Below are 26,666 nucleotides of genomic sequence, written 5' to 3'. Positions count from 1 at the left end.
GTTAGTTCTCGACCGGAACGTCCTGCGTCTCACGCCACTCCTTGAGCAGTACCGTGCGGCGGCGCGGATAACGCACCTCATGCAACGCCATGTCGATAATGCGGTCGGTGCGGAAATGGCGGAAATCCTGGCGCAGTTCGCACCAGGCCATGAGGACACGCACATGCTCGAAATAACCGAGCGCAAAAGGCCAGACGCGACGGCGCGAGATTCGGCCCTGCTCGTCGCCATAATGCAGTTCGAGGATGCGCTCCAGACGGATCGCCTTGCGGATGGCCGAAACATCGGCCTTGTCCTCGTCCCGGCGTTTGGGGCCGACGAAAAGGGCTGCCGAATCGATCATCTCCCGCATATCGGCCGGCAGCACGGCGGCAATCTTGGCCAGCGCGTCGGCGCCGGCGCCGGCAAGGCGCGGCTCGGCGGCGCGAGCCACCCAGCGCGAGCCAAGCACCAATGCCTCCAGCTCTTCTTCTGAAAACATCATCGGCGGCAGCATGAACCCCGGCTTCAGCACATAACCGATGCCGGCTTCGCCTTCGATCATCGCGCCCTGCGCCTGCAGGCTGGCAATATCGCGATACAGCGTGCGCAGGCTGACGCCGGTCTCCTCAGCCAGCACCGTGCCGGTCACCGGCCGGCGGTAACGCCGGAGCGTCTGCAGCAGCGTCAGCAGCCGTTCCGAGCGGGCGACCGGCATGACGCTAGCGCTTCCACTCCACCCAGTCGCGCATCAGGCGGTGGGCGATCGCCCCTTTCGGCGGCGAGGCCTTGCCTGTCGCGCTCGGGCGTTCCAGCATCTCGATCGTTTCCTCGCGGGTGAACCAGCGGCAATCCTCGAGTTCCGTCTCGTCGCGGTTGATTTCGGTGGATTTCGCCTCGGCGTAACAGCCGATCATCAGGGAATGCGGCATCGGCCAGGGCTGCGAGGCGTGGTAGCGGATGCGGCCGGTGCGGATGCCGGATTCTTCCAGCGTTTCGCGACGCACGGCATTCTCGATGGTCTCGCCGGGTTCGACGAAGCCGGCAAGGCAGGAATACATGCCGGGCGCGAAATGCGGGCTGCGGCCGAGCAGGCAGAGGTCGCGTTTCTCGTCGATCGTCAGCATGATGACGACGGGATCGGTGCGGGGAAAGATCATGTGTTGGCAGGCGGCGCAGACACGCTTGTAGCCGCCGATGTGGATCTCCATCGCCGAGCCGCAGCGGCCGCAGAAGCGGTTGTCGCCATTCCAGCGGATGAGGCTGGCGGCCTGGGCGAATTCGCCGAGCAACACCTCGTCGATCAGCATTTCGCGAAACAGCGTGCGACCATCGGCGGGCTTGTATTGGCTGGTGAGGTCGTCGACGCCGATGCCGACGGGAACGGCAAGGCGCGGCTCGCCTGATTTACGATAACCGAGAAGCACCGTCTCATCCCAATCCGGCTGCAATTCCTGGAGCTCATAGCGGGCAAAGAGCGGATCAAGCACCTGGCCGTCATGCTTCAGCACCAGCTTATCCCCGGCGAAGGCGAAGATATGGGTGCCGTCCTTGGCCAGCGCCTTTTCGACGGACTGTTCGTCGCGATGCTCGGAATCGCGATTGAGGTCATTGGCGGCAAAGGCCGTGAGATTGCTGGGTTCCGGATGCGGCACATCCGAATCGAAAAGCGAATGACTCATGATGAAAGGGCTTCCCGCAGCTTCACTGTGAATTCATCTCTCTTTCCGTCTTCGTAGGGTTCCGCGCGCCCGAAGCCCCAGACGGGACCCGGCCAGTTGGCATCGCCTACGAAGCGGGCAATGACATGAACATGAAGCTGGCGGACGATATTGCCAAGAGCCCCGACATTGATTTTTGTCGCGCCGGTGATCTCCTTCAGGGCTTTGGAGACCAGTTCCGTCTCGAAGGCGAGCAGCACCTGGTCGAGCGGCGTCAGTTCGAAGATTTCGGTGATATCGGCCCGGCGCGGCACAAGAATGAGCCAGGGCCAGCGGGCATCCCTCGACAATCTCAGATCGCAGAGACCGGTAACCATGATGCTGACGCTATCGTTTTCCAGCCGGGGGTCGAGCACGAAACCGTTCAAAGGGCATTCTCCTCATGTTTTCCAACGACTAGCAGTTTTTTTGCATGTTGGCTTGCTTTTGATGACGATATTGCCGATATGTGCATCCGGGAGGTTGGTGGTGGACGAGCCACTCGCCAACCGGGTCAGGTCCGGAAGGAAGCAGCCCTAACGAGCCCGGCACGGGTCATCGTGCCAGCCTCCCACCTTCTCTCCACGAAGTGCCCGACGATCCGGGCGACAAGCAGGGCGATGAGCGACACCGAGCGACAATCAAAAGATGCCGCCTCGACGGGCACCGGGTACCGGGTGCTGGCTCGCAAATACCGCCCCAAGGATTTCACGGACCTGATGGTCGGCCAGGAGCCGATGGTCCGCACCCTCACCAATGCCTTCGAAACCGGCCGCATCGCCCAGGCTTACATGCTGACCGGCGTGCGCGGCGTCGGCAAGACGACGACGGCGCGCATCCTGGCGCGGGCGCTGAACTACAAGACAGCCGACATCGACAAGCCGACGATCGATCTGCGCGTGCCCGGCGAACACTGCCAGGCAATCATGGAAGGCCGGCATGTCGACGTGATCGAGATGGATGCCGCCTCCCATACCGGTATCGACGATATAAGAGAGATCATCGAGCAGGTGCGCTACCGACCGGTTTCGGCGCGCTACAAGGTCTATATCATCGACGAAGTGCACATGCTGTCGACGCAGGCCTTCAACGGCCTGTTGAAGACGCTCGAAGAGCCGCCGGAGCATGTGAAATTCATCTTCGCCACCACCGAGATCCGCAAGGTGCCGATCACCGTGCTGTCGCGCTGCCAGCGCTTCGACCTGCGCCGCATCAGCGCCTCCGATCTTGTCGGGCTGTTTTCAACTATCGCCGCCAAGGAAGGCATCGAGGCGGAAGCGGACGCGCTGGCGATGATTGCGCGTGCTGCCGAAGGCTCAGCGCGCGACGGCCTGTCGCTGCTTGACCAGGCGATCGCCCATGGCGCCGGCGCCGTGCAGGCGGAAGCCGTGCGCGGCATGCTCGGACTTGCCGACCGTGCCCGGATCGTCGATCTCTTCCAGCACGTCATCAAAGGCGACGTGGCCGCCGCACTCGGCGAGTTCCAGAGCCAGTACGAGGCCGGCGCCAATCCGGTGGTGGTGCTGACCGACCTTGCCGATTTCACCCATCTGGTGACGCGGCTGAAATATGTGCCGGATGCGGCAAACGACCCGTCGCTCAGCGAGATCGAACGCACCAAGGCGGCGGAATTCGCCAAGGGTGTTGCGGTGACGACGCTGTCGCGCATCTGGCAGATGCTGCTGAAGGGCATTCCGGAAACGGAAGGCTCGTCGCGGACGGCAGGAGCAGCCGAGATGGTGCTGATCCGACTTGCACATGCCGCACACCTGCCAGCGCCCGAGGATGCGGCGCGGCGGCTTGCCGAATTTTCCGGCGACAATGCCGGTCCGCGGCCCTCCCCTTCGCCTTCCGGCAACGGCGGCGGCAGCGGAACGCGGGTCCCCTATCAGAGCAGTGTCGCGGCGCGCGCACCCGAGCCGACACCACGGCCACTACCCTCAGGGCCGACGGCGATGCTGCGCGCCGTGCCCAATCCCGAACCGCAGAATATCGGCCGTACCGAGGCAAAGCCTGCAGAGGCTCCGAAGCCGCTCGTGCGTGTCAATTCGATCGGCGACATCGTCGACCTCGCGGGCGAGAAGCGCGATGTCAAATTGAAAGCACTGGTGCGCAACTTCGTGCGGCCGGTGCGGCTCGAGCCGGGCCGGCTGGACGTGAACCTCACCGAGGGCGCCCCGAACACGCTGCTTAACGAACTCGCCGTCAAGCTCAAGGAATGGACCGGAATCCACTGGATCGTCAGCACCAGCCGCGAAGAGGGCGGGCCGACGATGGTGGAGGCGGAAGCCAAGGCACAGGAACAGCGCGTCAGCGATGCGCGTCAAGATCCCGATGTCGCGGCGATCCTGGCGCATTTTCCGGGCGCCAAGATCATCGACGTGCGCGTGCGGGCGCCCGAACCGGACGAGGAAGGCGAGGCGACGCCGCCGGCTGCCGCCGAATCCGAGGAAGGTGACATCCTGCCCGGCGACGACATAGAATTCTAAAAGTTCAACAAGGAGCGAGACGATGCGCGACATCATGGGCATGATGGGCAAAGTCAAGGAAATGCAGGCCAAGATGGAGCAGATGCAGGCGGAGATCGCCGAGCTCACGGCCGAAGGCAAGGCGGGCGGCGGCCTCGTCGCCGTCGTCATGTCAGGCAAGGGCGAGCTGAAGAGCCTGAAGATCGACCCGTCGCTGTTCAAGGAAGACGATGTCGAGATCCTCGAGGACCTGATCGTCGCCGCTCACAAGGACGCCAAGGACAAGGCCGAGGCGCTCGCCGCCGAAAAGACCAAGGCGCTGACCGCCGGCCTTCCGATCCCGCCGGGCTTCAAGCTGCCGTTCTGAGACGGGCGCACCTATTCAAGGCCCAAAGTCCGATCTAGCGCGCTTCGTCGCTCTCGGATTCCAACATAGCCCGCAGTTTGTAGTGAATTGGGGCGGCGAGATATCGCGCCCGATCTGCCGCCCGAAGCCGTCGACCGAAAGTCTCCATCAGCTCCGGCATGGTGATCTTGGCTCCGTGAAAGGGCGTGCATTCCACCGACATTCCGGCCTTGGCCACGCCGCTCCGGATGACACGGCAATAGATGCCGGGACGGGCGGCGGCGGTATAACGTTTGACGAATTTCGGATCGGCCATCCTGGCGGCAAACGTGGCGCAGGGGATGCGGCACGCGGTGACTTCGAGGACGAGAGCGCCGATCACGAAGCGGTCACCGACGGCGACATCGCGATTGTCGAGATCCGAGATCACCATGTTTTCGCCGAAAGTGCCGGGCTCGTATGGCCGACCGAGCTCGCTGCTCCACCAGTCGAGCGTCAGCGATCCCTCGACATAAACAGCCTGATCGACACCGCCATGGTGTTTGCGGTTGCAGATGGCATCGCCGACCAGACCTTCGGCATCGATCATCACCGCACCGTTGACGGCATGTTTGAAGATGCCGGTCTTGTAGCTCTTGCCCGGCAGTCTTTCCGGATTGCCGGTGCACAGCGCCAGGATTTTCATGGGATGGCCAATCCTTCCGCGATTCCGTTTCCGTTCCATATCAGTTAAGAACGGCGCATGGCAAAACGAGTCACCGGCCCCGAAATCGAAAAACTCATCCAGCTTCTGGCGAAGGTGCCGGGCCTCGGGCCGCGCTCGGCGCGCCGGGCGGCACTGCATCTGATCAAGAAGAAGGACCAGTTGCTCGGCCCGCTGTCGAATGCGATGGGCGAGGCCTATGACAAGGTGAAGATTTGCTCGCGCTGCGGCAACGTCGATACGGTCGATCCCTGCACCGTCTGCACCGACACGCAGCGCGATCAATCCGTCATCATCGTCGTCGAGGACGTATCGGATCTCTGGGCACTGGAGCGCGCGGGCGCGATGAACGCCGCCTATCACGTCCTCGGCGGCACGCTGTCACCGCTCGACGGGGTCGGGCCCGACGATCTCAACATTCGCGGGCTGATCGACCGGGTCGGCGAAGGCGGTATCCGCGAGCTGATCATCGCCGTCAACGCCACCGTCGAGGGGCAGACGACGGCGCATTATATCACCGACCAGTTGCAGGGGCTGGACGTGAAGATCACCCGGCTGGCGCATGGTGTGCCTGTTGGCGGCGAGCTCGACTACCTCGACGAGGGAACGCTCGCGGCGGCCCTTCGGGCGCGGACAGTGATATGAGGGGTTTGCCTATGCCGAAAGATGTTCCACGGCGGCTATTCGCACTCGCCCTAGCGACCGCCCTCCTCCCCCTCTCCGCCCTCGCAGCCCCTTCGAAAGCCGATGTCGAAGCGCAGTTCGAGACATGGGTACGGAAAGACCTCTGGCCGGAAGCGAAGGCGGGCGGGATTTCCGAGAAGACCTTCCAGGCTGCCTTTTCCGGCATCACGCTGAACTGGAACCTGCCCGATCTTGCCCCGCCCGGCTTCCCGCCGCCGAAGGAGCAGAAGCAGACGCAGGCCGAATTTTCCTCGCCCGGTCCCTATTTCAACGAGGACCGGCTGAAGAAGCTTGCCGCAACGGGGCGCGGCTTTGCGGCGCAATACGGTTCAACGCTGAAACGCATCGAGAAGACCTATGGCGTGCCCGGCTCGATCGTGCTGGCCATCTGGGGCCGGGAGACAGGCTTCGGTGCGGCGAAGATCCCGAACTCGGCAATCGAGGTGTTGGCGACCAAGGCCTTCATGTCGACGCGCAAGGAGATGTTCCGTACCGAGCTGGTGGCCGCACTCCATATTCTCGATGGCGGTGATGTCGCACCGGCCGATTTCAAGGGGTCGTGGGCGGGCGCACTCGGCCAGCCGCAATTCATGCCGACCAGCTATCTGAAATATGCCGTGGATTTCGATGGCGACGGCCATCGCAACATCTGGACCTCGGTGCCCGATACGCTCGCCTCGATCGCCAATTTCCTGGTCAAGAAGGGCTGGCAGCGCGACCGCGACTGGGGCTTCGAGGTGTCGATCCCGGAGGCGGTTTCCTGCGCGCAGGAGGGGCCCGATCTGGCAAAGCCGCTGTCGCACTGGGCCTCGCTCGGCATCGACCGCATCTCCGGCAAGGGGTTTCCCTCCAGCGAGATGAAGGCTGAAGGCATGATGCTGGTGCCGGCCGGCCGCGACGGGCCGGAATTCATCGTCACGCCGAATTTCTACATCATCAAGGAATATAATAATTCCGATCTCTACGCGCTCTATATCGGTAATCTCGCCGATCGGATCGCCTATAATGGCGGCGCCTTTGAGGGCAGATGGGGCGATGTCGGCAAGATGTTGCGCTCGGATGTCGCCGCCATGCAGAAGGCGCTGGAACGGCAGGGCTATGATGTCGGCGGTTCCGATGGTCTGCCAGGCTACAAGACGCGGCGTTCGATCGGCCAGTGGCAGGCCAAGAACGGCATGAAGCCGACATGTTTTCCCGAAGCGACGATGAAGGGCAAGCTGAAGTAACCGGCTTCAGAGACTGCGCTTCAGCCCTTCATGGCTGGCCACAAAACCGAGCTTCTCGTAGAAGCGGATTGAATCCGCCCGCGTCTTGTCCGATGTCAGCTGCACGAGGCCGCAGCCACGCTCGACGCATTGGGCGATCGCCCATGCGATGAATTCAGAGCCGAGGCCCGAGCCGCGAAGGTCGCTGGCAACACGCACGCTTTCGATCTGACCGCGCCACATGCCTGTTCTCGAAAGGCCGGGAAGAAAGCTCAGCTGCAGGCAGCCGACGACACGATCGGCCGCGTCGGTTGCGACGGCCAGCAGCTGATTGGCGTCCGCCTCGATCGCCGCGAAGGCCGAGAGATACCGTGCGTCGACGGGATCGGTAACGATCTCCCTGGCGCCGCCGAGATCGTCATCGGCCAGAAGCCGGACGATGGCGGCAAGATCGGATTGGCGGGCGAGCCTGAACCTATACATGGCCGTTCTCAATGATGCAGATCGATCGGCGCCTTGTGGAAGACGTCGTTATCAGGCGGAATAGCCTGGCGTTCGATCATGCGGTGAACATGCGGCAAACCTTCGCCGCGGTGAAGCGCGCGAAGCCTGTCGATGTTTTCGGCATCGGCCTGCGTGCGCCGCTGGTTGTGTCTTATATATTCGACCCAGGTCGACGTATGGTAGGTCTCCGTCCAGAGCCCGGGATTTTCGAGATCGCGCATCAGCGCCCAATTGCGGGCGCCGTCGCGGATGCGGATGCGGCGGCGCTCACCCATCAGCGTCATGAATTCGGCAAGGTCGGTATCGGCGATCTCGTAGTCGACAAGGATGACGATCGGGCCACTGCGCGGCGTGATGTCGAGGCTGAGGGCCGGCTCGATGAAGCGGTTCAGCGGATCGAGGTTGAGCGAAGCGAAGGCCGGCATGGAAAAACGCAGGCCGATCGCGATGCCGAGCAGCATGACGACCGATGACATCAGCAGCGCATCGGCGACGCCATAACGATCGGCGGCAACGCCCCACAGCCAGCTGCCGCCGGCAATGCCGCCGAAGGTGACGGTCTGGTAGAGCGACAGCGCCCGGCCGACCACCCAGCGTGGCGTCGAAAGCTGGACGATGGTGTTGAACAGCGAAAGTGCGGAGACCCAGCAAGCGCCGGAGACGAGCAGCCCGGCGGAGGTGAGGACGGCACTCGGGCTCACGGCGGCGATGACGGCGCTCATCGCGAAGCCGGCAAAGGCCAGGCGGATGATCGTCTCGCTGGAAAGCATCTGGCGAAGCCTCGCATTCATCACCGCGCCGCCGATCGCGCCGATGCCGAAAGCGCCGAGCATGAAACCATAGGTCAGCGGCCCGCCGGCAACGAGATCGAGGGCGACGACCGGCAGCAGCGCCAGGATCGAGCTGGCGCCGATGCCGAAGAGCAGGCCCCTGACGAGGACCTTTTCGAGATTGGGCGACATCGAGATATAGCGCAGGCCGGCAAAGATGGCGCTGCCGAGCGCCTCCCGCGGCAGGGTCGAGACCGGCGTGGCCGGCCGCCAGCGCAGCAGGGCATAGATCAAGGCGAAGTAACTCACCGTGTTCACCGCAAAGGCCGCGGCCGCGCCGGCAGCGGCGACGATGACGCCGCCGATCGCCGGGCCGACACTGCGGGTGATGTTGAAGCCCATGCTGTTCAGGGTGACGGCGCCCGGCAGATCGGCGCGCGGCACCATGTCGCCGACCGAGGCCTGCCAGGAGGGATTGTTGAGCGCGGTGCCGCAGCCGATCAGGAAGGTGAAGAAGAGCAGCAGCCAGGGTGTGATCCAGCCGAGAAGGGCCGAGGCCGTCAGCAGCGCCGAAACCGTGAGCATCATGCATTGCGCCGTCAGCATGACCCGGCGACGGTCATAATTATCGGCCAGCGCCCCCGATATCAGCGAAAACAGCATGATCGGTAGCGCCGTCGAGGTCTGCACCAGCGCGACCATGTCCTCCGAGGCGGTAATGGTCGTCATCATCCAGGCAGCGCCCACCGCCTGGATCAGGCCGCCGAAATTCGAGGAAAGGCTCGCGAACCAGATGGTGCGGTAGGTATCGTGCCGCAAAGGCGCCAATGTCGAGGAAGTGTAGGCCACGATTTCTCCCGCTTTTGTTATTGCGCCCCAGCGGCAATATATGCGCAAGACCGGCGCTGGCCATAGGCCTGTTCACGCGCGGCAAGCGAATTGGCGGAATCGGTCGCGGACCTTGCAATTTCGGAAAAACCCGACTATATGCCTCTCAAATTCTTGATCGCTTGATGAAGAGTGGGCCGCAAGGACCCGCTCTTTTTTATTAGCGCGATCGCCCGAACAGCTTGAAATTGCGAGGAGCGCACCGCTTGTCGGACATGACAAACGCAGACAACGAACTTGAGCCGCGGCTGATTACCGAAACCGGGCTCGACCAGCGTCTTGCCGATATCATCGAACCCGTCCTCGTCGGCCTGGGCTTCCGGCTTATCCGCGTCCGCATGCTGAACCAGAACGGCGCGACGATGCAGGTCATGGCCGAACGCAACGACGGCACGATGACGGTTCAGGACTGCGAAGAAATCTCGATGGCGATTTCTCCCGTCCTCGATGTGGAAGATCCGATCGATAAAGAGTATCATCTCGAGGTGTCTTCGCCCGGCATCGATCGTCCGATGGTGCGGAAATCCGATTTCGTCCGCTGGCAGGGCCACCTTGTGAAATGCGAGACGTCGATCTTGATCGACAATCGCAAGCGCTTCCGCGGCAAGATCGTCGAAGCAGGCGCAGATGGTTTCACGCTCGAGCGTGACCAGGTCGCCTATGGGGAAGAGCAGAAGGTCACCATTCCCTTTACGGCGCTCAGCGATGCGAAGCTCATTCTGACCGACGACCTGATCCGCGATGCGTTGCGCGCCGACAAGCTGGCAAAAGCACAGGCCGCCAACCAGAACGAAGCGGACGACCAAGAATAACCGATCAACAGACCGCTCCAGGGACGGGAACCCTGGAGTAAAGACGGAGAAACAAGACAATGGCAGTCAGTGCGAACCGGCTCGAACTTCTGCAGATCGCAGATGCAGTGGCGCGCGAAAAGGTCATCGACCGCGAGATCGTGCTGGCCGCAATGGCCGACGCTATCCAGAAGGCGGCACGCTCCCGTTACGGCACCGAGTCCAACATCCGGGCCGACATCAATCCGAAGACCGGCGAAATCCGCCTGCAGCGCCTGCTCGAAGTCGTCGACAAGGCCGAGGATTATTCGACGCAGATCCCGCTGGAGCTGGCCCGCGACCGCAATCCGGACGCCGCACTCGGCGACTTCATCGCCGACCCGCTGCCGCCGATGGATTTCGGCCGCATTGCCGCCCAGTCCGCCAAGCAGGTGATCGTGCAGAAGGTGCGTGAAGCCGAGCGCGACCGCCAGTTCGACGAATTCAAGGATCGCGTCGGCGAAATCGTAAACGGTACCGTCAAGCGCGTCGAATATGGCAACGTCATCGTCGATCTCGGCCGCGGCGAAGGTATCATCCGCCGCGACGAAATGATCCCGCGCGAAAACGTGCGCTATGGCGATCGCGTCCGTGCCTATGTCTATGATGTCCGTCGCGAGCAGCGCGGCCCGCAGATCTTCCTGTCGCGCACGCATCCGCAGTTCATGGTGAAGCTGTTCACCATGGAAGTGCCAGAAATCTACGACGGTATCATCCAGGTGAAGTCGGTCGCCCGCGATCCGGGTTCGCGCGCCAAGATCGCGGTGATCTCGAACGACAGCTCGATCGATCCGGTCGGCGCCTGCGTCGGTATGCGCGGTTCGCGCGTCCAGGCCGTCGTCGGCGAGCTCCAGGGTGAGAAGATCGATATCATTCCGTGGAGCCAGGACCCGGCGACCTTCGTCGTCAACGCCCTGCAGCCGGCCGAAGTCGCCAAGGTCGTTCTCGACGAGGATGCCGAGCGCATCGAAGTCGTCGTTCCCGACGAGCAGCTGTCGCTTGCGATCGGCCGCCGCGGCCAGAACGTCCGGCTCGCCTCGCAGCTGACCGGCTGGGACATCGACATCATGACGGAGGCCGAGGAATCGGAACGCCGCCAGAAGGAATTCAACGAGCGCACCAACCTGTTCATGGATTCGCTCGACGTCGACGAGATGGTCGGCCAGGTTCTGGCCTCCGAAGGTTTTGCCGCGGTTGAAGAACTGGCCTATGTCGATCTCGACGAAATCTCCTCGATCGACGGTTTCGACGAGGAGACGGCGCAGGAAATCCAGCAGCGCGCCCGCGAATTCCTCGAGCGTCTCGAAGCCGAGATGGACGAGAAGCGCAAGGCGCTCGGCGTCCAGGACGAGCTGCGTGAAATCGACGGCATGACCGCCCAGATGATGGTGGCGCTCGGCGAAGACGGCATCAAGACGATCGAGGACTTTGCCGGTTGTGCGGCCGACGATCTCGTCGGCTGGACGGAACGCAAGAACGGCGAAACGAAGAAGTTCGAGGGTCTGTTCTCGAAATTCGACGTCTCGCGCGTCGAGGCGGAACAGATGATCGTCCAGGCCCGCCTCTCGGCCGGCTGGATTACCGAAGAGGACCTGGCGAAGGGGACCGAAGAAGAGGTCACCGAAGCCGAACAAGAAGCATGATGACCGTGCATGAGCCGGACGCTCTCCCTGATGAGGACGACGATCTTGCAGGTTATGACGTGAACGGACGCATGTGCATCGTGACGCGCGAAAGCGGATCGCCGGAAGAGTTGATCCGCTTCGTTGCCGCTCCCGATGGAACTATTGTCGCCGACCTGAAGCGCGAGCTTCCGGGACGCGGATGCTGGGTGAAGATCGACCGGTCGCTGGTCGACCGGGCGGTGGCGAAGAAGCTCTTCGCCCGCGCACTGAAAATGGATGTGAAGGCGGCGGACGATCTCGGCGCGAGCGTCGATCGGCTGCTCGCGGCGCAATTGATGCAGATGATGAACATGGCGCGGAAAGCCGGCCAGTTCGTCAGCGGGTCCGCGAAAGTGGATGCCGCGGTCAGAAGCGGAGCAGCGCTTGCGGTGTTCCACTCGACTGACGCAGCGGACGACGGCGTCCGGAAAATCGACCAGGCCCGCAAGGCCTGGCACCTCGGAATGGAGACCGAGGAGGAGATACCTTCCTTCCGTCTCTTCTCGGAGAGCGAAATGGAAGGCCTGATGGGCCAGAATGCTTTTATCCATGCCGCAGTGCTTGCAGGGCAGGCGGGTGAGGGTGTAGTGAAGCGCGCAAAGATGCTCGAACAGTACCGTATTGGCGGTCAGTCCCGGGCAGCGGGCGGCGCTGGCCGGCAAAAACAATGACGTGGTCACCGGCATCGGCCGGTCCCATTCTCATTGATCGACAGTATTGAACGACAGGGTCTGATCTAGTCATCGCTCCCTGTCCGAAGGAACGGGAACGAATGACCGATAGTAACGACGACAAGACAATCAGCGTGACGGGCAAAAAGACGCTTACCCTGAAACCATCGGGGATGAGCCAGGGCACCGTTCGCCAGGATATGGGTCGAGGTCGCACCAAAGCGGTCGTCGTCGAGACCCGTAAGCGGCGCCCGATGCGCCCGGAAGACGAAAAGCCGATCACACCTGTCGCTCCCGCGCCCGTCCGCGCAGCCGAACCGGCGCCTGCACCCGTGCAGGCACGCCCGCAGCAGCCGACGCCGGCACCGCGGGTTCAGCAGGGCAACAACAGCCAGACCAATCAGCGTCCGCAGCAGCCCTATCAGCAGCCGCGCTCGAACGATCGTCCGCGTCCGGTGGTGCTGAACCATCTGTCCCCGGAAGAGATGGACGCCCGCCGCCGCGCATTGGCCGAATCCCAGGCGCGCGACGCCCAGGACGCCATTCGCCGCGCCGAGGAAGAAAAGCGCCGTGCGGCCGAAGAGGTTGTCCGCAAGGCGGCCGAAGCGGAAGAAGCAGCCCGCAGGGCCGCCGAAGAGGCTGTCCGACAGGCGGAAGCGCCCGCTGCTGCCGAACCGGCAGCCGCCGCGGCCGCACCGGCTCCTGCTGTGGCCGAAGCTCGCTCCAACGCTCCGCGGCCGGCATCATCGGCGCCTGCTGCGCGCCGGCCCGATGCCGCAACACCCGCTGACGCCCGTCCGGCGCCGGGCGCCGCCGCACCGGCCGGTGTCCGTGGCCGTCGCAACGACACCGAGGATGACGATCGCGGCGCTGCGCGCGGCGGTCCGGCCCGTGGCCGTGTCGTTCGCCCGGAACCGGCAAAGCCGGTCACGACGCGTCCGAAGACGGAAGAAGAGCGCCGCCGCGGCAAGCTGACGATCACCACCGCTGACGCAGATGGCGACGACAATGCTCGTGGCCGTTCGCTTTCGGCGATGCGCCGCCGGCAGGAGAAGTTCCGCCGCAGCCAGATGCAGGAAACCCGCGAGAAGATCTCCCGCGAAGTCGTTCTGCCTGAGACCATCACCATTCAGGAACTGTCGCAGCGCATGTCCGAACGCGCCGTCGACGTCATCAAGTACCTGATGAAGGAAGGCCAGATGATGAAGCCGGGCGACGTCATCGACGCCGATCTTGCCGAACTCATCGCCGGCGAATTCGGCCATACGGTCAGGCGCGTATCGGAATCCGACGTCGAACTCGGCATCTTCAACGTGTCCGACGAAGATGGCGAACTGGTTTCGCGCCCGCCCGTCGTTACCATCATGGGTCACGTCGACCACGGCAAGACCTCGCTGCTCGACGCCATCCGCCATGCCAACGTGGTTGCCGGTGAAGCCGGTGGCATCACGCAGCATATCGGCGCCTATCAGGTGGAGCAGAACGGCCAGAAGATCACCTTCATCGACACCCCCGGCCACGCCGCCTTCACGGCTATGCGTGCCCGCGGCGCCCAGGCGACCGACATCGCGATCCTGGTCGTCGCAGCCGACGACAGCGTAATGCCGCAGACGATCGAATCGATCAACCACGCCAAGGCGGCCGGTGTTCCGATCATCGTTGCGATCAACAAGGTCGACAAGCACGAAGCGGATCCGCAGAAGGTCCGTAACCAGCTGCTGCAGCACGAAGTCTTCGTGGAATCCATGGGCGGTGAAGTGCTCGACGTCGAAGTTTCGGCCAAGACCGGCAAGAACCTCGACAAGCTGCTCGAGGCGATCCTGCTGCAGGCGGAAATTCTCGACCTCAAGGCCAATCCGAACCGGACGGCGGAAGGCACTGTCATCGAAGCCCAGCTCGACCGCGGCCGCGGTGCGGTCGCGACCGTGCTCGTCCAGAAGGGTACGCTGCGTCCTGGCCAGATCATCGTCGCCGGCGACGTCTGGGGCCGCGTGCGCGCGCTCGTCACCGACAAGGGCGACCATGTGAAAGAAGCCGGTCCGGCAATGCCGGTCGAAGTGCTCGGCCTGTCCGGCACGCCGCAGGCGGGCGACAAGTTCGCCGTCGTCGAAAGCGAAAGCCGCGCCCGCGAGATCTCGGAATACCGTCAGCGTCTGGCCCGCGACAAGGCGGCTGCCCGCCAGTCGGGACAGCGCGGTTCGCTGGAACAGATGATGATGCAGCGCCAGAGCGCCGGCATCAAGGAGTTCCCGCTTGTCATCAAGGGTGACGTGCAGGGCTCGATCGAAGCGATTGCCGGCGCGCTGGAGAAGCTCGGCACCGACGAGGTCCGCGCCCGCATCGTCCATTCTGGCGCCGGCGGCATCACCGAGTCGGACATCTCGCTCGCCGAAGCCTCGAACGCGGCCATCATCGGCTTCAACGTTCGTGCAAATACGCAGGCACGCCAGTTCGCCGAACGCGAAGGCATCGAAATCCGCTACTACAACATCATCTACGACCTCGTGGATGACGTGAAGGCAGCGATGTCGGGCCTGCTGTCTCCGGAACGCCGCGAAACCTTCATCGGCAACGCCGAGATCCTCGAGGTGTTCAACATCACCAAGGTCGGCAAGGTCGCAGGCTGCCGTGTCGTCGAAGGCAAGGTCGAACGTGGTGCGGGCGTCCGCCTCATCCGCAACGACGTCGTCGTTCACGAAGGCAAGCTCAAGACCCTCAAGCGCTTCAAGGACGAAGTCTCCGAAGTGCCGATGGGTCAGGAATGCGGCATGGCCTTCGAAAATTACGAAGACATGCGCGCCGGCGACGTCATCGAGTGCTTCCGCGTGGAACACATCACGCGCACGCTCTAAACCGCTGCGCACGATATATCAGCCCGAACGCCATTCGCCAGCCGGCGGATGGCGTTCGGGCATCTGCCGACTTGACCTTTTGGAACAAAAGAGTCATGGACGCTCTCCTTTGACGGGTTCGATTCCCAGCCGCATCGGCAAATAGAGATAACAATGACCAGACCAACTTCCTCCGCGCCTTCGCAGCGCATGCTGCGCGTTGGCGAACAGGTTCGCGCCGCTATCACCCAGGTGCTTCAACGCGGCGAAGTGCGCGACGACGTCATCGAGGCGACCGTGATCTCCATCTCGGAAGTGCGCATGTCGCCGGATCTCAAGATCGCCACCGCCTATGTGACGCCGCTCGGCGTTTCCGACCATAGCGTGGTCATCGAGGCGTTGAACCGTCATGCGAAGTTCATCCGCGGCCGGCTCGGGCCGCAGCTTCGGCAGATGAAATACATGCCGGAGGTGCGCTTCCGCGACGATACCAGCTTCGACAATTACAAGAAGATCGACGAGCTGCTGCGTTCGCCCGAGGTCCAACGCGACCTCGACGGCGATAATGACGAACAATAAACAGAAGAGACTGATGTCCAAACCACGCAAACCCAAGGGCCGGCCGATTTCCGGCTGGCTGATCCTCGACAAGCCGGTGGATTTCGGCTCGACGGAAGCCGTCTCCAAGATCAAGTGGCTCTACAAGGCACAGAAGGCCGGCCATGCCGGAACGCTCGATCCGCTCGCCTCCGGCATGCTGCCGATCGCGCTCGGCGATGCGACGAAGACCGTTCCCTATGTGATGGACGGCCGCAAGATCTACGAATTCACGGTGAGCTGGGGCGAAGAGCGCGCGACGGACGATCTCGAGGGCGAGGTGACCGAAAGCTCGGACAAGCGCCCAAGCGAACAGCAGATCCGCGATATCCTGCCTGGATATATCGGCACCATCAACCAGGTGCCGCCGCAGTTTTCCGCTATCAAGATAGCGGGCGAACGCGCCTATGATCTGGCGCGCGAAGGCGAAGCCGTCGAAATCCCGTCGCGCGAGGTCGATATCTTCCGGCTGACGTTGCTCGCCTGCCCGGATGCCGATCGCGCGCATTTCGAAGTGGAATGCGGCAAGGGCACCTATGTCAGAGCGCTCGCGCGCGATTTCGGCCGAGAGCTCGGCTGCTTCGGCCATGTGTCGGGGCTGCGGCGCACCTTCGTCGCGCCCTTTGCGGAAGAGGCCATGGTGCCGCTTGCCGATCTCGTGGCACTGGAGGCGATCGAGGATATGGACGAGCGGCTTGCGGCCCTTGACGCGCTGCTGATCGACACCTGCGAAGCGCTCTCGTCCCTACCCCACCTGGTCATCAATGACGACCAGGCACACCGGCTGAAGATGGGTAACCCGATCCTGGTGCGTGGCCGCGATGCGCCGGTTGCCGAAAGCGAAGCTTATGCGACGGCCCGCGGCAAGCTGATCGCAATCGGCGAAATCGGCCAGGGCGAGTTTCGCCCGAAGCGCGTCTTCGGCTGATCGGCTATCCCAATGCATGTCGCCCAAAAGTGCGCAGCGGTTTTGGGGATAACGACATGCATAAATCAAAGACCTAAAGCGCGTCGCATGAATCCGGATTGACGCGACGCGCTTTAGAGAGGCACAGTTTTACGCCTCTTCCCTTTGCTGCCTGAATGGTTTATAGGCAGCGCCAGCATCGGGTACGCCCGATTGCATTCGCGGCCAAAGCTGGACGACATCCCGGCTTTTGGCGACCTTTATCTCCTCTCTTAGAAAGGATCACCCGATGTCGATCACTGCTGAGCGCAAGGCTGCGCTGATCAAGGAATATGCGACCGTTGAAGGCGATACCGGTTCTCCGGAAGTCCAGGTCGCGATCCTGACCGAACGCATCAACAACCTGACCGAACACTTCAAGGACCACAAGAAGGATAACCATTCCCGCCGTGGCCTGTTGACGATGGTTTCGAGCCGCCGCTCGCTTCTTGATTATCTCAAGAAGAAGGATGAAGGCCGCTATTCCAAGCTGATCGCCAGCCTGGGTATCCGCCGCTAAGATTGTCCGGCGGGCGCTTCCGAGCGTCCGCCGGATCTGTTTCGGGACAAGGCTCCCGATGAAATGTTCCAGCCGCGCCCTATCTAAGCGGTGGAACGACCGGCAGACCCGGATGGGCCGGATCTGCCAAACCAACCGTTGACCTGTCATGGGGCAGGATTGCCGGATGCTTTCGGCCAAGGCTCATCAGTGAGTGCTGGCCCGGTTCCCCAGGGAACCTTCGGGTTGCTGGAAATCTTCGGATTTCCCGGGAACCCGAGGAATGAAAAGCCTCCCGTTGTCTTGCCCGTGATACGTCACATTGATTGCGGTCGACTGTGCGCTGCGCCTTGATATCGGCGATGGCGCGTGCTCCCGCATTGAAGGACAAGACATGTTTGATACACACACCGTGGAAATCGAGTGGGCCGGCCGCCCGCTGAAGCTTGAAACCGGCAAGATTGCCCGTCAGGCCGACGGCGCGGTTCTCGCCACCTACGGCGAAACCGTCGTTCTTGCCACCGTCGTCTCGGCCAAGGCGCCGAAGCCCGGCCAGGACTTCTTTCCGCTCACCGTCAACTACCAGGAAAAGACCTATGCAGCCGGCAAGATCCCCGGCGGCTATTTCAAGCGCGAAGGCCGTCCGAGCGAGAACGAGACCCTCGTTTCCCGCCTGATCGACCGCCCGATCCGCCCGCTCTTCCCGGAAGGCTACAAGAACGACACGCAGGTCGTCGTCACCGTCATCCAGCACGACCTTGAAAACAATCCGGACATCCTGTCGATGGTCGCCACTTCAGCCGCGCTGACGCTGTCCGGCGTTCCCTTCATGGGCCCGGTCGGTGGTGCACGCGTCGGCTACATCAACGGCGAATACGTTCTCAACCCGCATCTCGACGAGATGGACGAATCGAGCCTCGATCTCGTCGTCGCCGGCACCTATGACGCCGTGCTGATGGTGGAATCCGAAGCCAAGGAACTCAACGAAGACGTCATGCTCGGCGCCGTCATGTTCGGCCACAGGGGCTTCCAGCCGGTTCTCGACGCGATCATCAAGCTCGCCGAAGTTGCCGCCAAGGAGCCGCGCGACTTCCAGCCGGAAGATTACTCCGCTCTCGAAACCGAAATGCTCGGCCTTGCCGAAGGTGAACTTCGTGAAGCCTACAAGATCACCCAGAAGGCCGACCGCTACGCCGCCGTCGATGCCGTCAAGGCGAAGGTGAAGGCACACTTCCTCCCCGAGGAAGGCGAAGCCAGGTACACGGCCGAGGAAGTCGGCGCGATCTTCAAGCATCTGCAGGCGAAAATCGTCCGCTGGAACATCCTCGACACCAAGAGCCGCATCGATGGCCGCGACCTCGAAACCGTCCGTCCGATCGTTTCGGAAGTCGGCCTTCTGCCGCGTACGCATGGTTCGGCGCTGTTTACCCGTGGTGAAACGCAGGCGATCGTGGTTGCCACCCTCGGCACCGGCGAAGACGAGCAGTATGTCGACAGCCTGACGGGCATGTACAAGGAGCGCTTCCTGCTCCATTACAACTTCCCTCCCTACTCTGTTGGCGAGACCGGCCGCATGGGCTCCCCGGGTCGCCGTGAAATCGGCCACGGCAAGCTCGCATGGCGCGCGATCCGTCCGATGCTGCCGACGGCTGAGCAGTTCCCCTACACGCTACGCGTCGTCTCCGAGATCACCGAGTCGAATGGCTCGTCCTCGATGGCGACCGTCTGCGGCACCTCGCTCGCTCTGATGGACGCAGGCGTTCCGCTGGCCAAGCCGGTTGCCGGTATCGCCATGGGTCTGATCTTGGAAGGCGATCGCTTCGCGGTTCTCTCCGACATTCTCGGTGACGAAGACCACCTCGGCGACATGGACTTCAAGGTCGCCGGTACCGCTGACGGCATCACCTCGCTGCAGATGGACATCAAGATCGCCGGCATCACCGAAGAGATCATGAAGGTTGCCCTCGGCCAGGCCCAGGGCGGTCGCGCCCACATTCTCGGCGAAATGGCCAAGGCCATCACCGAAAGCCGCGGCCAGCTCGGCGAATTCGCTCCGCGCATCGAAGTCATGAACATCCCGGTCGACAAGATCCGTGAAGTCATCGGCTCCGGCGGCAAGGTCATTCGCGAAATCGTCGAAAAGACCGGTGCGAAGATCAACATCGAGGACGACGGCACCGTCAAGATCGCCTCCTCCTCCGGCAAGGAAATCGAAGCGGCCCGCAAGTGGATCCACTCGATCGTTGCCGAACCTGAGATCGGCCAGATCTACGAAGGCACTGTTGTCAAGACCGCCGACTTCGGCGCCTTCGTCAACTTCTTCGGCGCCCGTGACGGCCTCGTCCACATCTCGCAGCTTGCTTCCGAACGCGTCGCCAAGACGCAGGACGTTGTCAAGGAAGGCGACAAGGTCTGGGTCAAGCTGCTCGGTTTCGACGAACGCGGCAAGGTTCGCCTGTCGATGAAGGTCGTCGACCAGGCCACCGGCCAGGAAATTGCGAACGACAAGAAGAAGGAAGAAGCGGCCGAATAAGCCGCATCTCCCAGATTTGATTCCGGGCGCGGGAATCTTCCGCGCCCTTTTTGTATCCGAAGTCGAGACGAGATCCATGAGCCGCGAGACGCTGAAGACCCTGTTCCATCCCTTTGCCAGCGGCACAGTCGAGGCGCCCGGCGAGGGCGAGCGCGTGCTCTTCCTCGGCGCCGAGGCAGGCTTTGCGCTGCCGGACGGCTTTGCCGCCTCGCTCAACGCCGTCCAGGGCTTCCGGCCGCTCTATCGGCAGCTGCTGGCGCAGCGGATCGAAGCGAAGCCGGAGATCGACGGCGACGAATACGATGCGGCTCTGGTGCTCTGCACCAAGCACAAGGGCGAGAACGAAGCCAACCTCGCCGCGGCGATCGCGCGCACACGGGTCGGCGCCCTGATCGTCGTTGCCGGTGCGAAGGAAGACGGCATCCAGCCGCTACGCAAGCGGCTGGAAGGTTTCAATCTCGCCGTCGACCATATGCCGAAATATCACGGTGTCGCCTTCTGGTTCGGTCGCCCTGCCGATGCCGGCGAGATCATCTCGAAGCTGGCAAAGGCGCCGGTGCGCGTCGACGGCCGTTTCCATGCGACCGCCGGCATGTTCTCGCATGACCGGATCGATGCCGGATCGGAACTGCTCGCCTCGCGCCTGCCTGAGGATTTCACCGGCGACGTTGCGGATTTCGGCGCCGGATGGGGCTATCTCTCCGTGGAACTGGCGCGGAGATCGCGTGGACTGACCCGCCTCGACCTCTACGAGGCCGATCACGCGGCTCTGGAGGCGGCCAGGGACAATCTGGCGGAGAACTGCCCGAACGCGCCTGCGCGCTTCTTCTGGCACGATCTGGCGGGCGAACCGGTCAAGGACAAATACGATCTCGTCATCATGAACCCGCCCTTCCACGAAGGTCACGCCGCCGAACCTTCGCTCGGCCAGGCCATGATCAAGACCGCCGCATCCGCCCTGCGCGGCGGCGGCCGCCTGATGCTCGTCGCCAATCGCGGCCTGCCTTACGAGCCGGTTCTGGCAGCGAATTTCAGAGAAAGCGGTGAAACCTGCCGCAACGCCCGCTTCAAGGTGCTGTGGGCGAAGAAATAGGGCTCAAGCGGCTTCGATACCGATCATCCCAACCGATACAACAAAAAGGCCGTGCGCATCATCTGCGCACGGCCTTTGAGTTTCAATCGGGTCGTTGTTTATTCGACATCCGCCTTGCGCAGCGTTTCCAGCGTCGGCATGGAGGTGACGTTAAACCCTGCGTCGACAAAGTGGATCTCGCCGGTGACGCCGGCGGACAGGTCGGAGAGCAGGTAGAGCGCCGAATTACCGACCTGATCGATGGTCACGGTCTTGCGCAGCGGCGCATTGCGCTGGTTCCAGGAGAGGATCGCGCGCGCATCAGAGATGCCGGCGCCGGCAAGCGTGCGGATCGGGCCGGCGGAAATGGCGTTGACGCGGATGCCGCGCGGACCGTAATCGGCGGCGAGATAGCGCACCGAGGCCTCGAGCGCGGCCTTGGCAACACCCATGACGTTGTAGTTCGGGATGACGCGCGTCGAACCATTATAGGTCAGCGTCAGCATCGCACCGCCATCTTCCATCAACGGAGCGCAGCGCTTGGCGATCTCGGCGAACGAGAAACAGGAAATGACCATGGTGCGGCTGAAATTCTCCCGCGTCGTATCGGCGTAGAGACCCTTCAGCTCGTTCTTGTCGGAGAAACCGATGGCGTGGACGATGAAATCGAGCTTGCCCCAGCGCTCACCGAGCGCGTCGACCACGGCATCGACCGAGGCGATGTCCTCGACGTCGCAGGGCAGCACGAAATCCGAATTGACCTCGGCAGCCAGCGGCTTGACGCGCTTGCCGAGCGCATCGCCCTGATAGGTGAAGGCGAGTTCCGCACCCTGTGCGGCGAGAGCTTTCGAAATCCCCCAGGCGATCGAGTGGTTGTTTGCGACGCCCATGATGAGCCCGCGCTTACCCTGCATGATTCCCGACATGTTGTTATCCGTTATAACGCTGGAAGACCAGCGTGGCGTTGGTGCCGCCGAAGCCGAAGGAGTTGGAGAGGGCAATGTCGATCTTCGCGTCGTCGATCCGTTTGCGCACGATCGGCACGCCTTCGAATTCCGGATCGAGCTCGGCGATATGGGCGCTTTCGCCGATGAAGCCTTGCTGCATCATCAGCAGGGAATAGATCGATTCCTGCACGCCGGCAGCACCCAGCGAATGGCCGGTCAATGACTTGGTCGACTGGATATGCGGAATCCTGGAGCCGAATACCTCGCGGATGGCGCCAATTTCCTTGCTGTCGCCGACCGGCGTCGAGGTGCCGTGGGTATTGATGTAGTCGACGTCGCCTTTGACGGTGGCGAGCGCCTGGCGCATGCAGCGGATAGCCCCCTCGCCCGAGGGGGCAACCATGTCGTAGCCGTCCGAAGTTGCTCCGTAACCGACGATTTCGGCATAGATCTTTGCACCGCGGGCCTTGGCGCGCTCCAGTTCCTCGAGCACCAGCACACCGGCGCCGCCAGCGATGACGAAACCGTCGCGGTTGACGTCATAGGCGCGCGAGGCGCTGTCCGGCGTGTCGTTATATTTGGAGGACATGGCGCCCATGGCGTCGAAGAGGTTGGACATCGTCCAGTCGAGATCTTCGTGGCCGCCGGCGAACATCACGTCCTGCTTGCCCCACTGGATCATTTCGGCGGCATTGCCGATGCAATGCGCCGAGGTCGAGCAGGCCGACGAGATCGAATAATTGACGCCGTGGATCTTGAACCAGGTGGCAAGCGTCGCCGATGCGGTCGAGGACATCGCCTTCGGCACGGCGAAGGGGCCGATGCGCTTCGGGCTGTTGTTCTTCACGGTGATCTCGGCAGCCTCGATCAGGGTGCGGGTAGACGGACCGCCGGAACCCATGATGATGCCGGTGCGCTCGTTGTTGCCGATGTCCTTGTCCTCGAGACCGGAATCGGCGATCGCCTGCTTCATGGCGACATGGTTCCAGGCGCCGCCCTGCGACAGGAAACGCATGGCGCGGCGGTCGACCAGTTCGGCAAGTTCCGCCGAACCGAGCTTTGGACTGCCCCATACCTGGCATTTGAACCCATGTTCGGCGAAATCGCTCGAAAAGGAGATACCCGACTTTGCCTGCCGCAAGGATTCGGTGACTTCGGCCGCGTCGTTTCCGATCGAGGACACGACACCCAGACCCGTGACAACTACCCGTCTCATCTGATCAAACCTTTGTTGTTTTCGTCCGTCGCTCGAAATGCGGTTTCAGGCCGTCTTGTCTTTCGATAGACCGACGCGAAGGTCGGCCGCCTGATAAATGGTTTCGCCGTCCGCCTTCAGCCAGCCGTCGGCCGTGCCGAGGACCAGACGGCCGCGCATGACGCGCTTGAAGTCGATGCCATATTCGATCAGCTTCGTATGCGGCCGGACCATGCCCTTGAATTTCACTTCACCTGTCGAAAGCGCCATGCCGCGGCCTTCCTCGCCGAGCCAGCCCAGGAAGAAACCGGTCAGCTGCCACATGCCGTCGAGACCAAGGCAGCCCGGCATGATCGGATTGCCTTCGAAATGGCAGGGAAAATACCAGTCGTCGGGGCGCACGTCATATTCGGCCCTGAGGTAGCCCTTGTCGAAGGCTCCGCCGGTTTCGGAAATGTCGGTGATACGATGAACCATCAGCATGGGCGGCAGGGGCAGCTGCGCATTGCCGGGGCCGAACAGCTCGCCATGTGCGCAAGCGATGAGTTCGTCGTACGAGAAGCTGGACTGTCTGGTCGTCATAAAGTTTCTTTTTCCCCCCGCGTGAAGCCGATGGATGTGAACGTGTAGTCCAAGTTCTTCAGAAAATGAAGCACGAGCAAGGCAGCTTCATTCATCGCCCCGGACCAGGCTTGCGCCATTATTTGGTGGTCGCATACAGGAAGGCCAGGGCCGCGACCAGACCTATTTGCGTCAAAAGCCGGTTTTTGCCGCGTTTATCAGGCTCTTGCCCTCATTGAACTATTGAAAGGCTCCGGTGCAAAAGTTATACCGCTTGAAGAAACATGATTGCTTTATGCCAGAATAACCGGAGTTGGTCTTGATGACGGGTACGCTCCCGATCGCAATAGAGGTAAGGCTGCGCGGTGCAGGACTGCGCCCTACCCGCCAGCGTGTGGCGCTCGGCGACCTCCTGTTTGCCAAGGGCGACCGGCATTTGACCGTCGAGGAACTGCATGAGGAGGCGGTTGCCGCCGGTGTGCCGGTTTCGCTGGCAACCGTCTACAACACGCTGCACCAGTTCACGGAAGCCGGTCTGATCCGCGTCCTCGCCGTCGAAAGCGCCAAGACCTATTTCGACACCAATGTGTCCGACCATCACCATTTCTTCATCGAAGGCGAGAACGAGGTGCTCGACATTCCCGTCAGCAACCTGACGATCGGCAATCTGCCGGAACCGCCAGAGGGCATGGAGATCGCTCATGTCGACGTGGTGATCCGGCTGCGGGCAAAGCAGGGCTGACGACACCGCCGCTTCACATGACATCGTCGGGATGCCGGCCGGGCTTGTGCTTGTAGGTCGGGAAGGTCCAGCCGAACCACAGGGCTCCGCCGCGCACCGCAAAGGCCGCCACGACGCCGCAGGCAGACGCCAGATAGAGCTGCATTCCGAGCGCATTGGCCGCCGTGAACACACCGGCGCCGATGAGGGCTGCGGTCACGTAGATTTCCGGCCTCAACAGCACCGAAGGCTCGTTTGCCATCAGATCACGCAGGATGCCACCGAAGGTCGCCGTCAGCGTGCCGGTGACGATCGCGATGGTCGGGGAGCCGGTGGCGGCAAGGCCCTTGGCGGCGCCGATCACGCAATAGGCGGCAAGGCCGATCGCATCCAGCCAGATCAGCAGACGATAGCGCGATTCCAGCAGGTGGGCGGTGAAAAAGACGATGACGCCCATGATGCAGCAGACGAGGATATAGCCTGGGTTCAGCACCCAGAAGACCGGAACGCGGCCGAGCACGATATCACGTACCGTACCCCCGCCCGTTCCCGTCACCATGGCGAAAAACAAAAAACCGATGAGGTCCAATTGCTTGCGTGACGCGGCGAGCGCGCCTGTCGCGGCAAACAGCGCAATGCCGGCATAATCGAGATAGACGAGCAAGGACATGCGAACCCCGAACCGGCAGACGTTCAGAGCATGATGCCGAAAAGTGTGAGCGGTTTTCTCATGACATCATGCTCTAACTCTTGAATTGACAACAGGATTCAGATTTTGGGCCAATTAGGCCTAAAATCATTCTGTTCTCGAGAACAGAACCACGGCGGCAAGGGCGGCGCAAGGCGGGGGCGCCATAAAGCTCGAGTCTTTACGTGATGCATGTCGTTGTCCTAGAACCGCTGCACAGTTTTGGCGACATGCATTGGGCCACAGAGCCTTTATCCAAAGAGGAAAGCCGTGAAAACGCTGGTGCTCGCCGTTCTGAATATCGTCCTGCTGCTTGTCATGCCGGCTGTCGCCTTCGGCCAGCAATCGCTGATTTCCGATCCTGAGATCTACGAGAAGAAACATTTCCAGGAGCAGTGCAAGACGGCCGAATTTGCCGACGGCTTCGTCACCCGGCAGGACATCAACAATGACGGTCTGATCGACGCGGTGGTCAATGAGGGTCAGCTGACCTGCGACGGGCAGAAGGGGCCGCAATGCAATGACGACGGCTGCACCTATAATTTCTACCTGCAGGTTGCCGAAGGCGGTTATTTCATGATCGCGACGGCGCAGATCTATGGCTACGACTTCGTCCAGCGCTTCGGCAACATGGTGCTGGCGATGAAGATGCATCCGCGTTTCTGCGACCGCACGGAGGGCGATCCCTGCATCGTGACGGCCCGCGTCCGCGGCACGAAATTCGTCACCATCTCGAAGAAATAGCGCAGCATATGACCCGAAATCGGAATCGATATTCGGGTCATGCGCAAAGTCAAAGCGATCGAGCGTCCTTGGCACGTCCTGTTGGACGCGCGGCGCTCTATTGCGGATAAAGTTCCGACGTGCGGCCGGCGAGATAATAGCCGACCAGGCCGTACCATTCGCGGATGGCGGTTGCCAAGTTCTGGGCATTGAGGTTCGGCTGGGTGAAATCCAATCCAAGTCTCATCTGGCCGTCGGTGCGATAATCGGTCGGCCAGGGCACGATATCGATGCCGAGCTTGCGGAAGATGCCGACGGATCGCGGCATATGAAAGCCCGAGGTGATCAGCAGGCAATGGGAAAGCCCCTGGCTTGCCAGGAATTCCTTGGTGTTGACGGCGTTTTCGAAGGTCGTGCGCGATTGTCTCTCCTCGATCAGGCGATCCTTGCCAACGCCGAAGAGCGGGAAGAACCGCTCGGATGCCGCCGCATCGCCTTCGTAGACGCCCGAGATCGAACCGTCGCCGCCCGATACCAGAATGCGCGACTGCGGAAATTTCTGCGCGAGCCGCAGAGCTTCGACGAAGCGGTCGGCTCCGCCATTGAATTCTATGCCGTGGCGCGCCGTGTTCACCTCGTTTTCGAAGGCGCCGCCGAGCACGATCATGCACTGCAGGTTGTCGGGATCGGCGGCCGGCTTTGCGAAGCGCTGCTCGAGACCCTGCATCAGGAGGTTGCCAGCCGTGGTGTAGAGCGTAACGAAAAGGATGAGGGCCGAACCAGCTGCGCCGAGGATACTTAAGATACGCCAGCGCAGAAGGCCGGCAATGAGGGCCAAGAAGACGAGGAAGAATGCCAGCGACAGCGGCTGAGCGAAAATCCAGACAAGCTTCGAAATCAGGAACAAGACCCACTCCTTGAGGATTGGCGGCGGTCCCTTC

The 26,666-nt window shown here is 62.2% G+C and carries 26 protein-coding genes and 1 other RNA gene; 16 read left to right on the top strand and 11 right to left on the bottom strand.

The window, feature by feature from the left end; all coding sequences use genetic code 11:
• Position 1: 1 nt before the first annotated feature.
• Genes EEQ99_RS27610 through EEQ99_RS27600 form a run of 3 tightly spaced genes read right to left on the bottom strand, consistent with a single transcriptional unit; the run spans position 2 to position 2,068 of the window.
• Positions 2-697: a helix-turn-helix transcriptional regulator gene (locus tag EEQ99_RS27610; protein ID WP_028755668.1), complete on the bottom strand. Its 696-nt coding sequence runs from the start codon at positions 695-697 to the stop codon at positions 2-4.
• Positions 698-701: 4 nt separating this feature from the next.
• Positions 702-1,661 carry an NAD(+) diphosphatase gene (gene nudC / locus EEQ99_RS27605; RefSeq protein ID WP_028755667.1) on the bottom strand — a complete coding sequence of 320 codons (960 nt, stop codon included), beginning with the start codon at positions 1,659-1,661 and terminating at the stop codon, positions 702-704.
• Positions 1,658-2,068, bottom strand: coding sequence for an HIT domain-containing protein (locus EEQ99_RS27600; protein ID WP_047617373.1), 411 nt, complete (start codon positions 2,066-2,068; stop codon positions 1,658-1,660). Before EEQ99_RS27600 ends, nudC begins: the two co-directional genes overlap by 4 nt.
• Positions 2,069-2,157: 89 nt before the next feature.
• Here EEQ99_RS27600 and ffs point away from each other — a divergent pair.
• The 3 genes from ffs to EEQ99_RS27585 all read left to right on the top strand — a co-directional run bounded on the left by ffs (position 2,158) and on the right by EEQ99_RS27585 (position 4,514).
• Positions 2,158-2,254, top strand: an RNA gene (ffs, locus tag EEQ99_RS27595) — signal recognition particle sRNA small type.
• Positions 2,255-2,299: 45 nt separating this feature from the next.
• Entirely contained in the window at positions 2,300-4,168 is a 1,869-nt protein-coding gene (locus EEQ99_RS27590) for a DNA polymerase III subunit gamma/tau (RefSeq protein ID WP_097544480.1), read from the top strand.
• 22 nt (positions 4,169-4,190) lie between these two features.
• The gene (locus tag EEQ99_RS27585) at positions 4,191-4,514 is read left to right on the top strand and encodes a YbaB/EbfC family nucleoid-associated protein (protein WP_063473528.1); all 324 of its coding nucleotides are present in this window, start codon (positions 4,191-4,193) and stop codon (positions 4,512-4,514) included.
• A 34-nt stretch (positions 4,515-4,548) separates the two neighbouring features.
• Here EEQ99_RS27585 and EEQ99_RS27580 read toward each other — a convergent pair whose 3' ends face one another.
• Positions 4,549-5,178 (bottom strand): MOSC domain-containing protein, encoded by a 630-nt coding sequence (locus EEQ99_RS27580; protein ID WP_174824510.1) that lies wholly within the window; start codon positions 5,176-5,178, stop codon positions 4,549-4,551.
• Positions 5,179-5,235: 57 nt separating this feature from the next.
• Here EEQ99_RS27580 and recR point away from each other — a divergent pair, with 57 nt between their 5' ends.
• Together recR and EEQ99_RS27570 are read left to right on the top strand one after the other, a co-directional pair.
• Positions 5,236-5,841 carry a recombination mediator RecR gene (gene recR, locus EEQ99_RS27575; RefSeq protein ID WP_047617368.1) on the top strand — a complete coding sequence of 202 codons (606 nt, stop codon included), beginning with the start codon at positions 5,236-5,238 and terminating at the stop codon, positions 5,839-5,841.
• An 11-nt stretch (positions 5,842-5,852) separates the two neighbouring features.
• Entirely contained in the window at positions 5,853-7,106 is a 1,254-nt protein-coding gene (locus tag EEQ99_RS27570; protein ID WP_088930315.1) for a lytic murein transglycosylase, read from the top strand.
• A 6-nt stretch (positions 7,107-7,112) separates the two neighbouring features.
• Here the strand turns inward: EEQ99_RS27570 and EEQ99_RS27565 are convergent, their stop codons facing one another.
• Positions 7,113-7,568 (bottom strand): GNAT family N-acetyltransferase, encoded by a 456-nt coding sequence (locus tag EEQ99_RS27565; protein WP_047617364.1) that lies wholly within the window; start codon positions 7,566-7,568, stop codon positions 7,113-7,115.
• Positions 7,569-7,576: 8 nt separating this feature from the next.
• Positions 7,577-9,256, bottom strand: coding sequence for an MFS transporter (locus EEQ99_RS27560; protein ID WP_174824509.1), 1,680 nt, complete (start codon positions 9,254-9,256; stop codon positions 7,577-7,579).
• A 197-nt stretch (positions 9,257-9,453) separates the two neighbouring features.
• On the opposite strand from EEQ99_RS27560, the gene rimP reads away from it, so the two are divergent.
• The 9 genes from rimP to EEQ99_RS27515 all read left to right on the top strand — a co-directional run bounded on the left by rimP (position 9,454) and on the right by EEQ99_RS27515 (position 20,911).
• Positions 9,454-10,059 (top strand): ribosome maturation factor RimP, encoded by a 606-nt coding sequence (gene rimP / locus EEQ99_RS27555; RefSeq protein WP_047617361.1) that lies wholly within the window; start codon positions 9,454-9,456, stop codon positions 10,057-10,059.
• A gap of 59 nt (positions 10,060-10,118) precedes the next feature.
• Complete coding sequence (gene nusA, locus EEQ99_RS27550; RefSeq protein ID WP_047617359.1) at positions 10,119-11,720, top strand: transcription termination factor NusA; 1,602 nt, start codon at positions 10,119-10,121, stop codon at positions 11,718-11,720.
• Entirely contained in the window at positions 11,717-12,412 is a 696-nt protein-coding gene (locus EEQ99_RS27545; protein ID WP_127431377.1) for an RNA-binding protein, read from the top strand. The genes nusA and EEQ99_RS27545 overlap by 4 nt, the downstream gene beginning before the upstream one ends.
• A gap of 101 nt (positions 12,413-12,513) precedes the next feature.
• Positions 12,514-15,264, top strand: coding sequence for a translation initiation factor IF-2 (gene infB, locus EEQ99_RS27540; protein ID WP_097544483.1), 2,751 nt, complete (start codon positions 12,514-12,516; stop codon positions 15,262-15,264).
• Between the two features lie 153 nt (positions 15,265-15,417).
• Positions 15,418-15,822 carry a 30S ribosome-binding factor RbfA gene (gene rbfA, locus EEQ99_RS27535; protein ID WP_047617355.1) on the top strand — a complete coding sequence of 135 codons (405 nt, stop codon included), beginning with the start codon at positions 15,418-15,420 and terminating at the stop codon, positions 15,820-15,822.
• 13 nt (positions 15,823-15,835) lie between these two features.
• Entirely contained in the window at positions 15,836-16,768 is a 933-nt protein-coding gene (gene truB / locus EEQ99_RS27530) for a tRNA pseudouridine(55) synthase TruB (RefSeq protein ID WP_063473395.1), read from the top strand.
• 268 nt (positions 16,769-17,036) lie between these two features.
• Positions 17,037-17,306 (top strand): 30S ribosomal protein S15, encoded by a 270-nt coding sequence (gene rpsO / locus EEQ99_RS27525; protein WP_047617353.1) that lies wholly within the window; start codon positions 17,037-17,039, stop codon positions 17,304-17,306.
• 373 nt (positions 17,307-17,679) lie between these two features.
• Positions 17,680-19,818: a polyribonucleotide nucleotidyltransferase gene (gene pnp / locus EEQ99_RS27520; RefSeq protein WP_127431376.1), complete on the top strand. Its 2,139-nt coding sequence runs from the start codon at positions 17,680-17,682 to the stop codon at positions 19,816-19,818.
• Positions 19,819-19,894: 76 nt separating this feature from the next.
• The gene (locus EEQ99_RS27515; RefSeq protein ID WP_127431375.1) at positions 19,895-20,911 is read left to right on the top strand and encodes a class I SAM-dependent methyltransferase; all 1,017 of its coding nucleotides are present in this window, start codon (positions 19,895-19,897) and stop codon (positions 20,909-20,911) included.
• 98 nt (positions 20,912-21,009) lie between these two features.
• Here EEQ99_RS27515 and fabI read toward each other — a convergent pair whose 3' ends face one another.
• The 3 genes from fabI to fabA are packed head-to-tail and all read right to left on the bottom strand — an operon-like array spanning position 21,010 to position 23,614.
• Positions 21,010-21,816, bottom strand: a complete 807-nt coding sequence (fabI, locus tag EEQ99_RS27510; RefSeq protein ID WP_127431374.1) for an enoyl-ACP reductase FabI — start codon at positions 21,814-21,816, stop codon at positions 21,010-21,012.
• 4 nt (positions 21,817-21,820) lie between these two features.
• A complete protein-coding gene (gene fabB, locus EEQ99_RS27505) occupies positions 21,821-23,053 on the bottom strand; it encodes a beta-ketoacyl-ACP synthase I (protein WP_047617350.1) in 1,233 nt (410 codons plus the stop codon).
• 45 nt (positions 23,054-23,098) lie between these two features.
• Positions 23,099-23,614 carry a 3-hydroxyacyl-[acyl-carrier-protein] dehydratase FabA gene (fabA, locus tag EEQ99_RS27500; protein ID WP_047617348.1) on the bottom strand — a complete coding sequence of 172 codons (516 nt, stop codon included), beginning with the start codon at positions 23,612-23,614 and terminating at the stop codon, positions 23,099-23,101.
• A 301-nt stretch (positions 23,615-23,915) separates the two neighbouring features.
• Here fabA and irrA point away from each other — a divergent pair, with 301 nt between their 5' ends.
• On the top strand, positions 23,916-24,335 hold the full coding sequence (irrA, locus tag EEQ99_RS27495; RefSeq protein WP_047617346.1) for an iron response transcriptional regulator IrrA: 420 nt from the start codon (positions 23,916-23,918) through the stop codon (positions 24,333-24,335).
• Positions 24,336-24,348: 13 nt separating this feature from the next.
• Here irrA and EEQ99_RS27490 read toward each other — a convergent pair whose 3' ends face one another.
• Positions 24,349-24,984 (bottom strand): trimeric intracellular cation channel family protein, encoded by a 636-nt coding sequence (locus EEQ99_RS27490; protein WP_063473397.1) that lies wholly within the window; start codon positions 24,982-24,984, stop codon positions 24,349-24,351.
• A gap of 288 nt (positions 24,985-25,272) precedes the next feature.
• Here EEQ99_RS27490 and EEQ99_RS27485 point away from each other — a divergent pair, with 288 nt between their 5' ends.
• The gene (locus EEQ99_RS27485; protein WP_029868354.1) at positions 25,273-25,746 is read left to right on the top strand and encodes a hypothetical protein; all 474 of its coding nucleotides are present in this window, start codon (positions 25,273-25,275) and stop codon (positions 25,744-25,746) included.
• Between the two features lie 97 nt (positions 25,747-25,843).
• Here the strand turns inward: EEQ99_RS27485 and EEQ99_RS27480 are convergent, their stop codons facing one another.
• Positions 25,844-26,632: a YdcF family protein gene (locus EEQ99_RS27480; RefSeq protein ID WP_127431373.1), complete on the bottom strand. Its 789-nt coding sequence runs from the start codon at positions 26,630-26,632 to the stop codon at positions 25,844-25,846.
• Positions 26,633-26,666: the final 34 nt, after the last annotated feature.

Source organism: Rhizobium anhuiense, from assembly GCF_003985145.1.
Lineage (GTDB): Bacteria > Pseudomonadota > Alphaproteobacteria > Rhizobiales > Rhizobiaceae > Rhizobium > Rhizobium anhuiense.
This window is presented reverse-complemented; position numbering and strand designations above follow the sequence as displayed.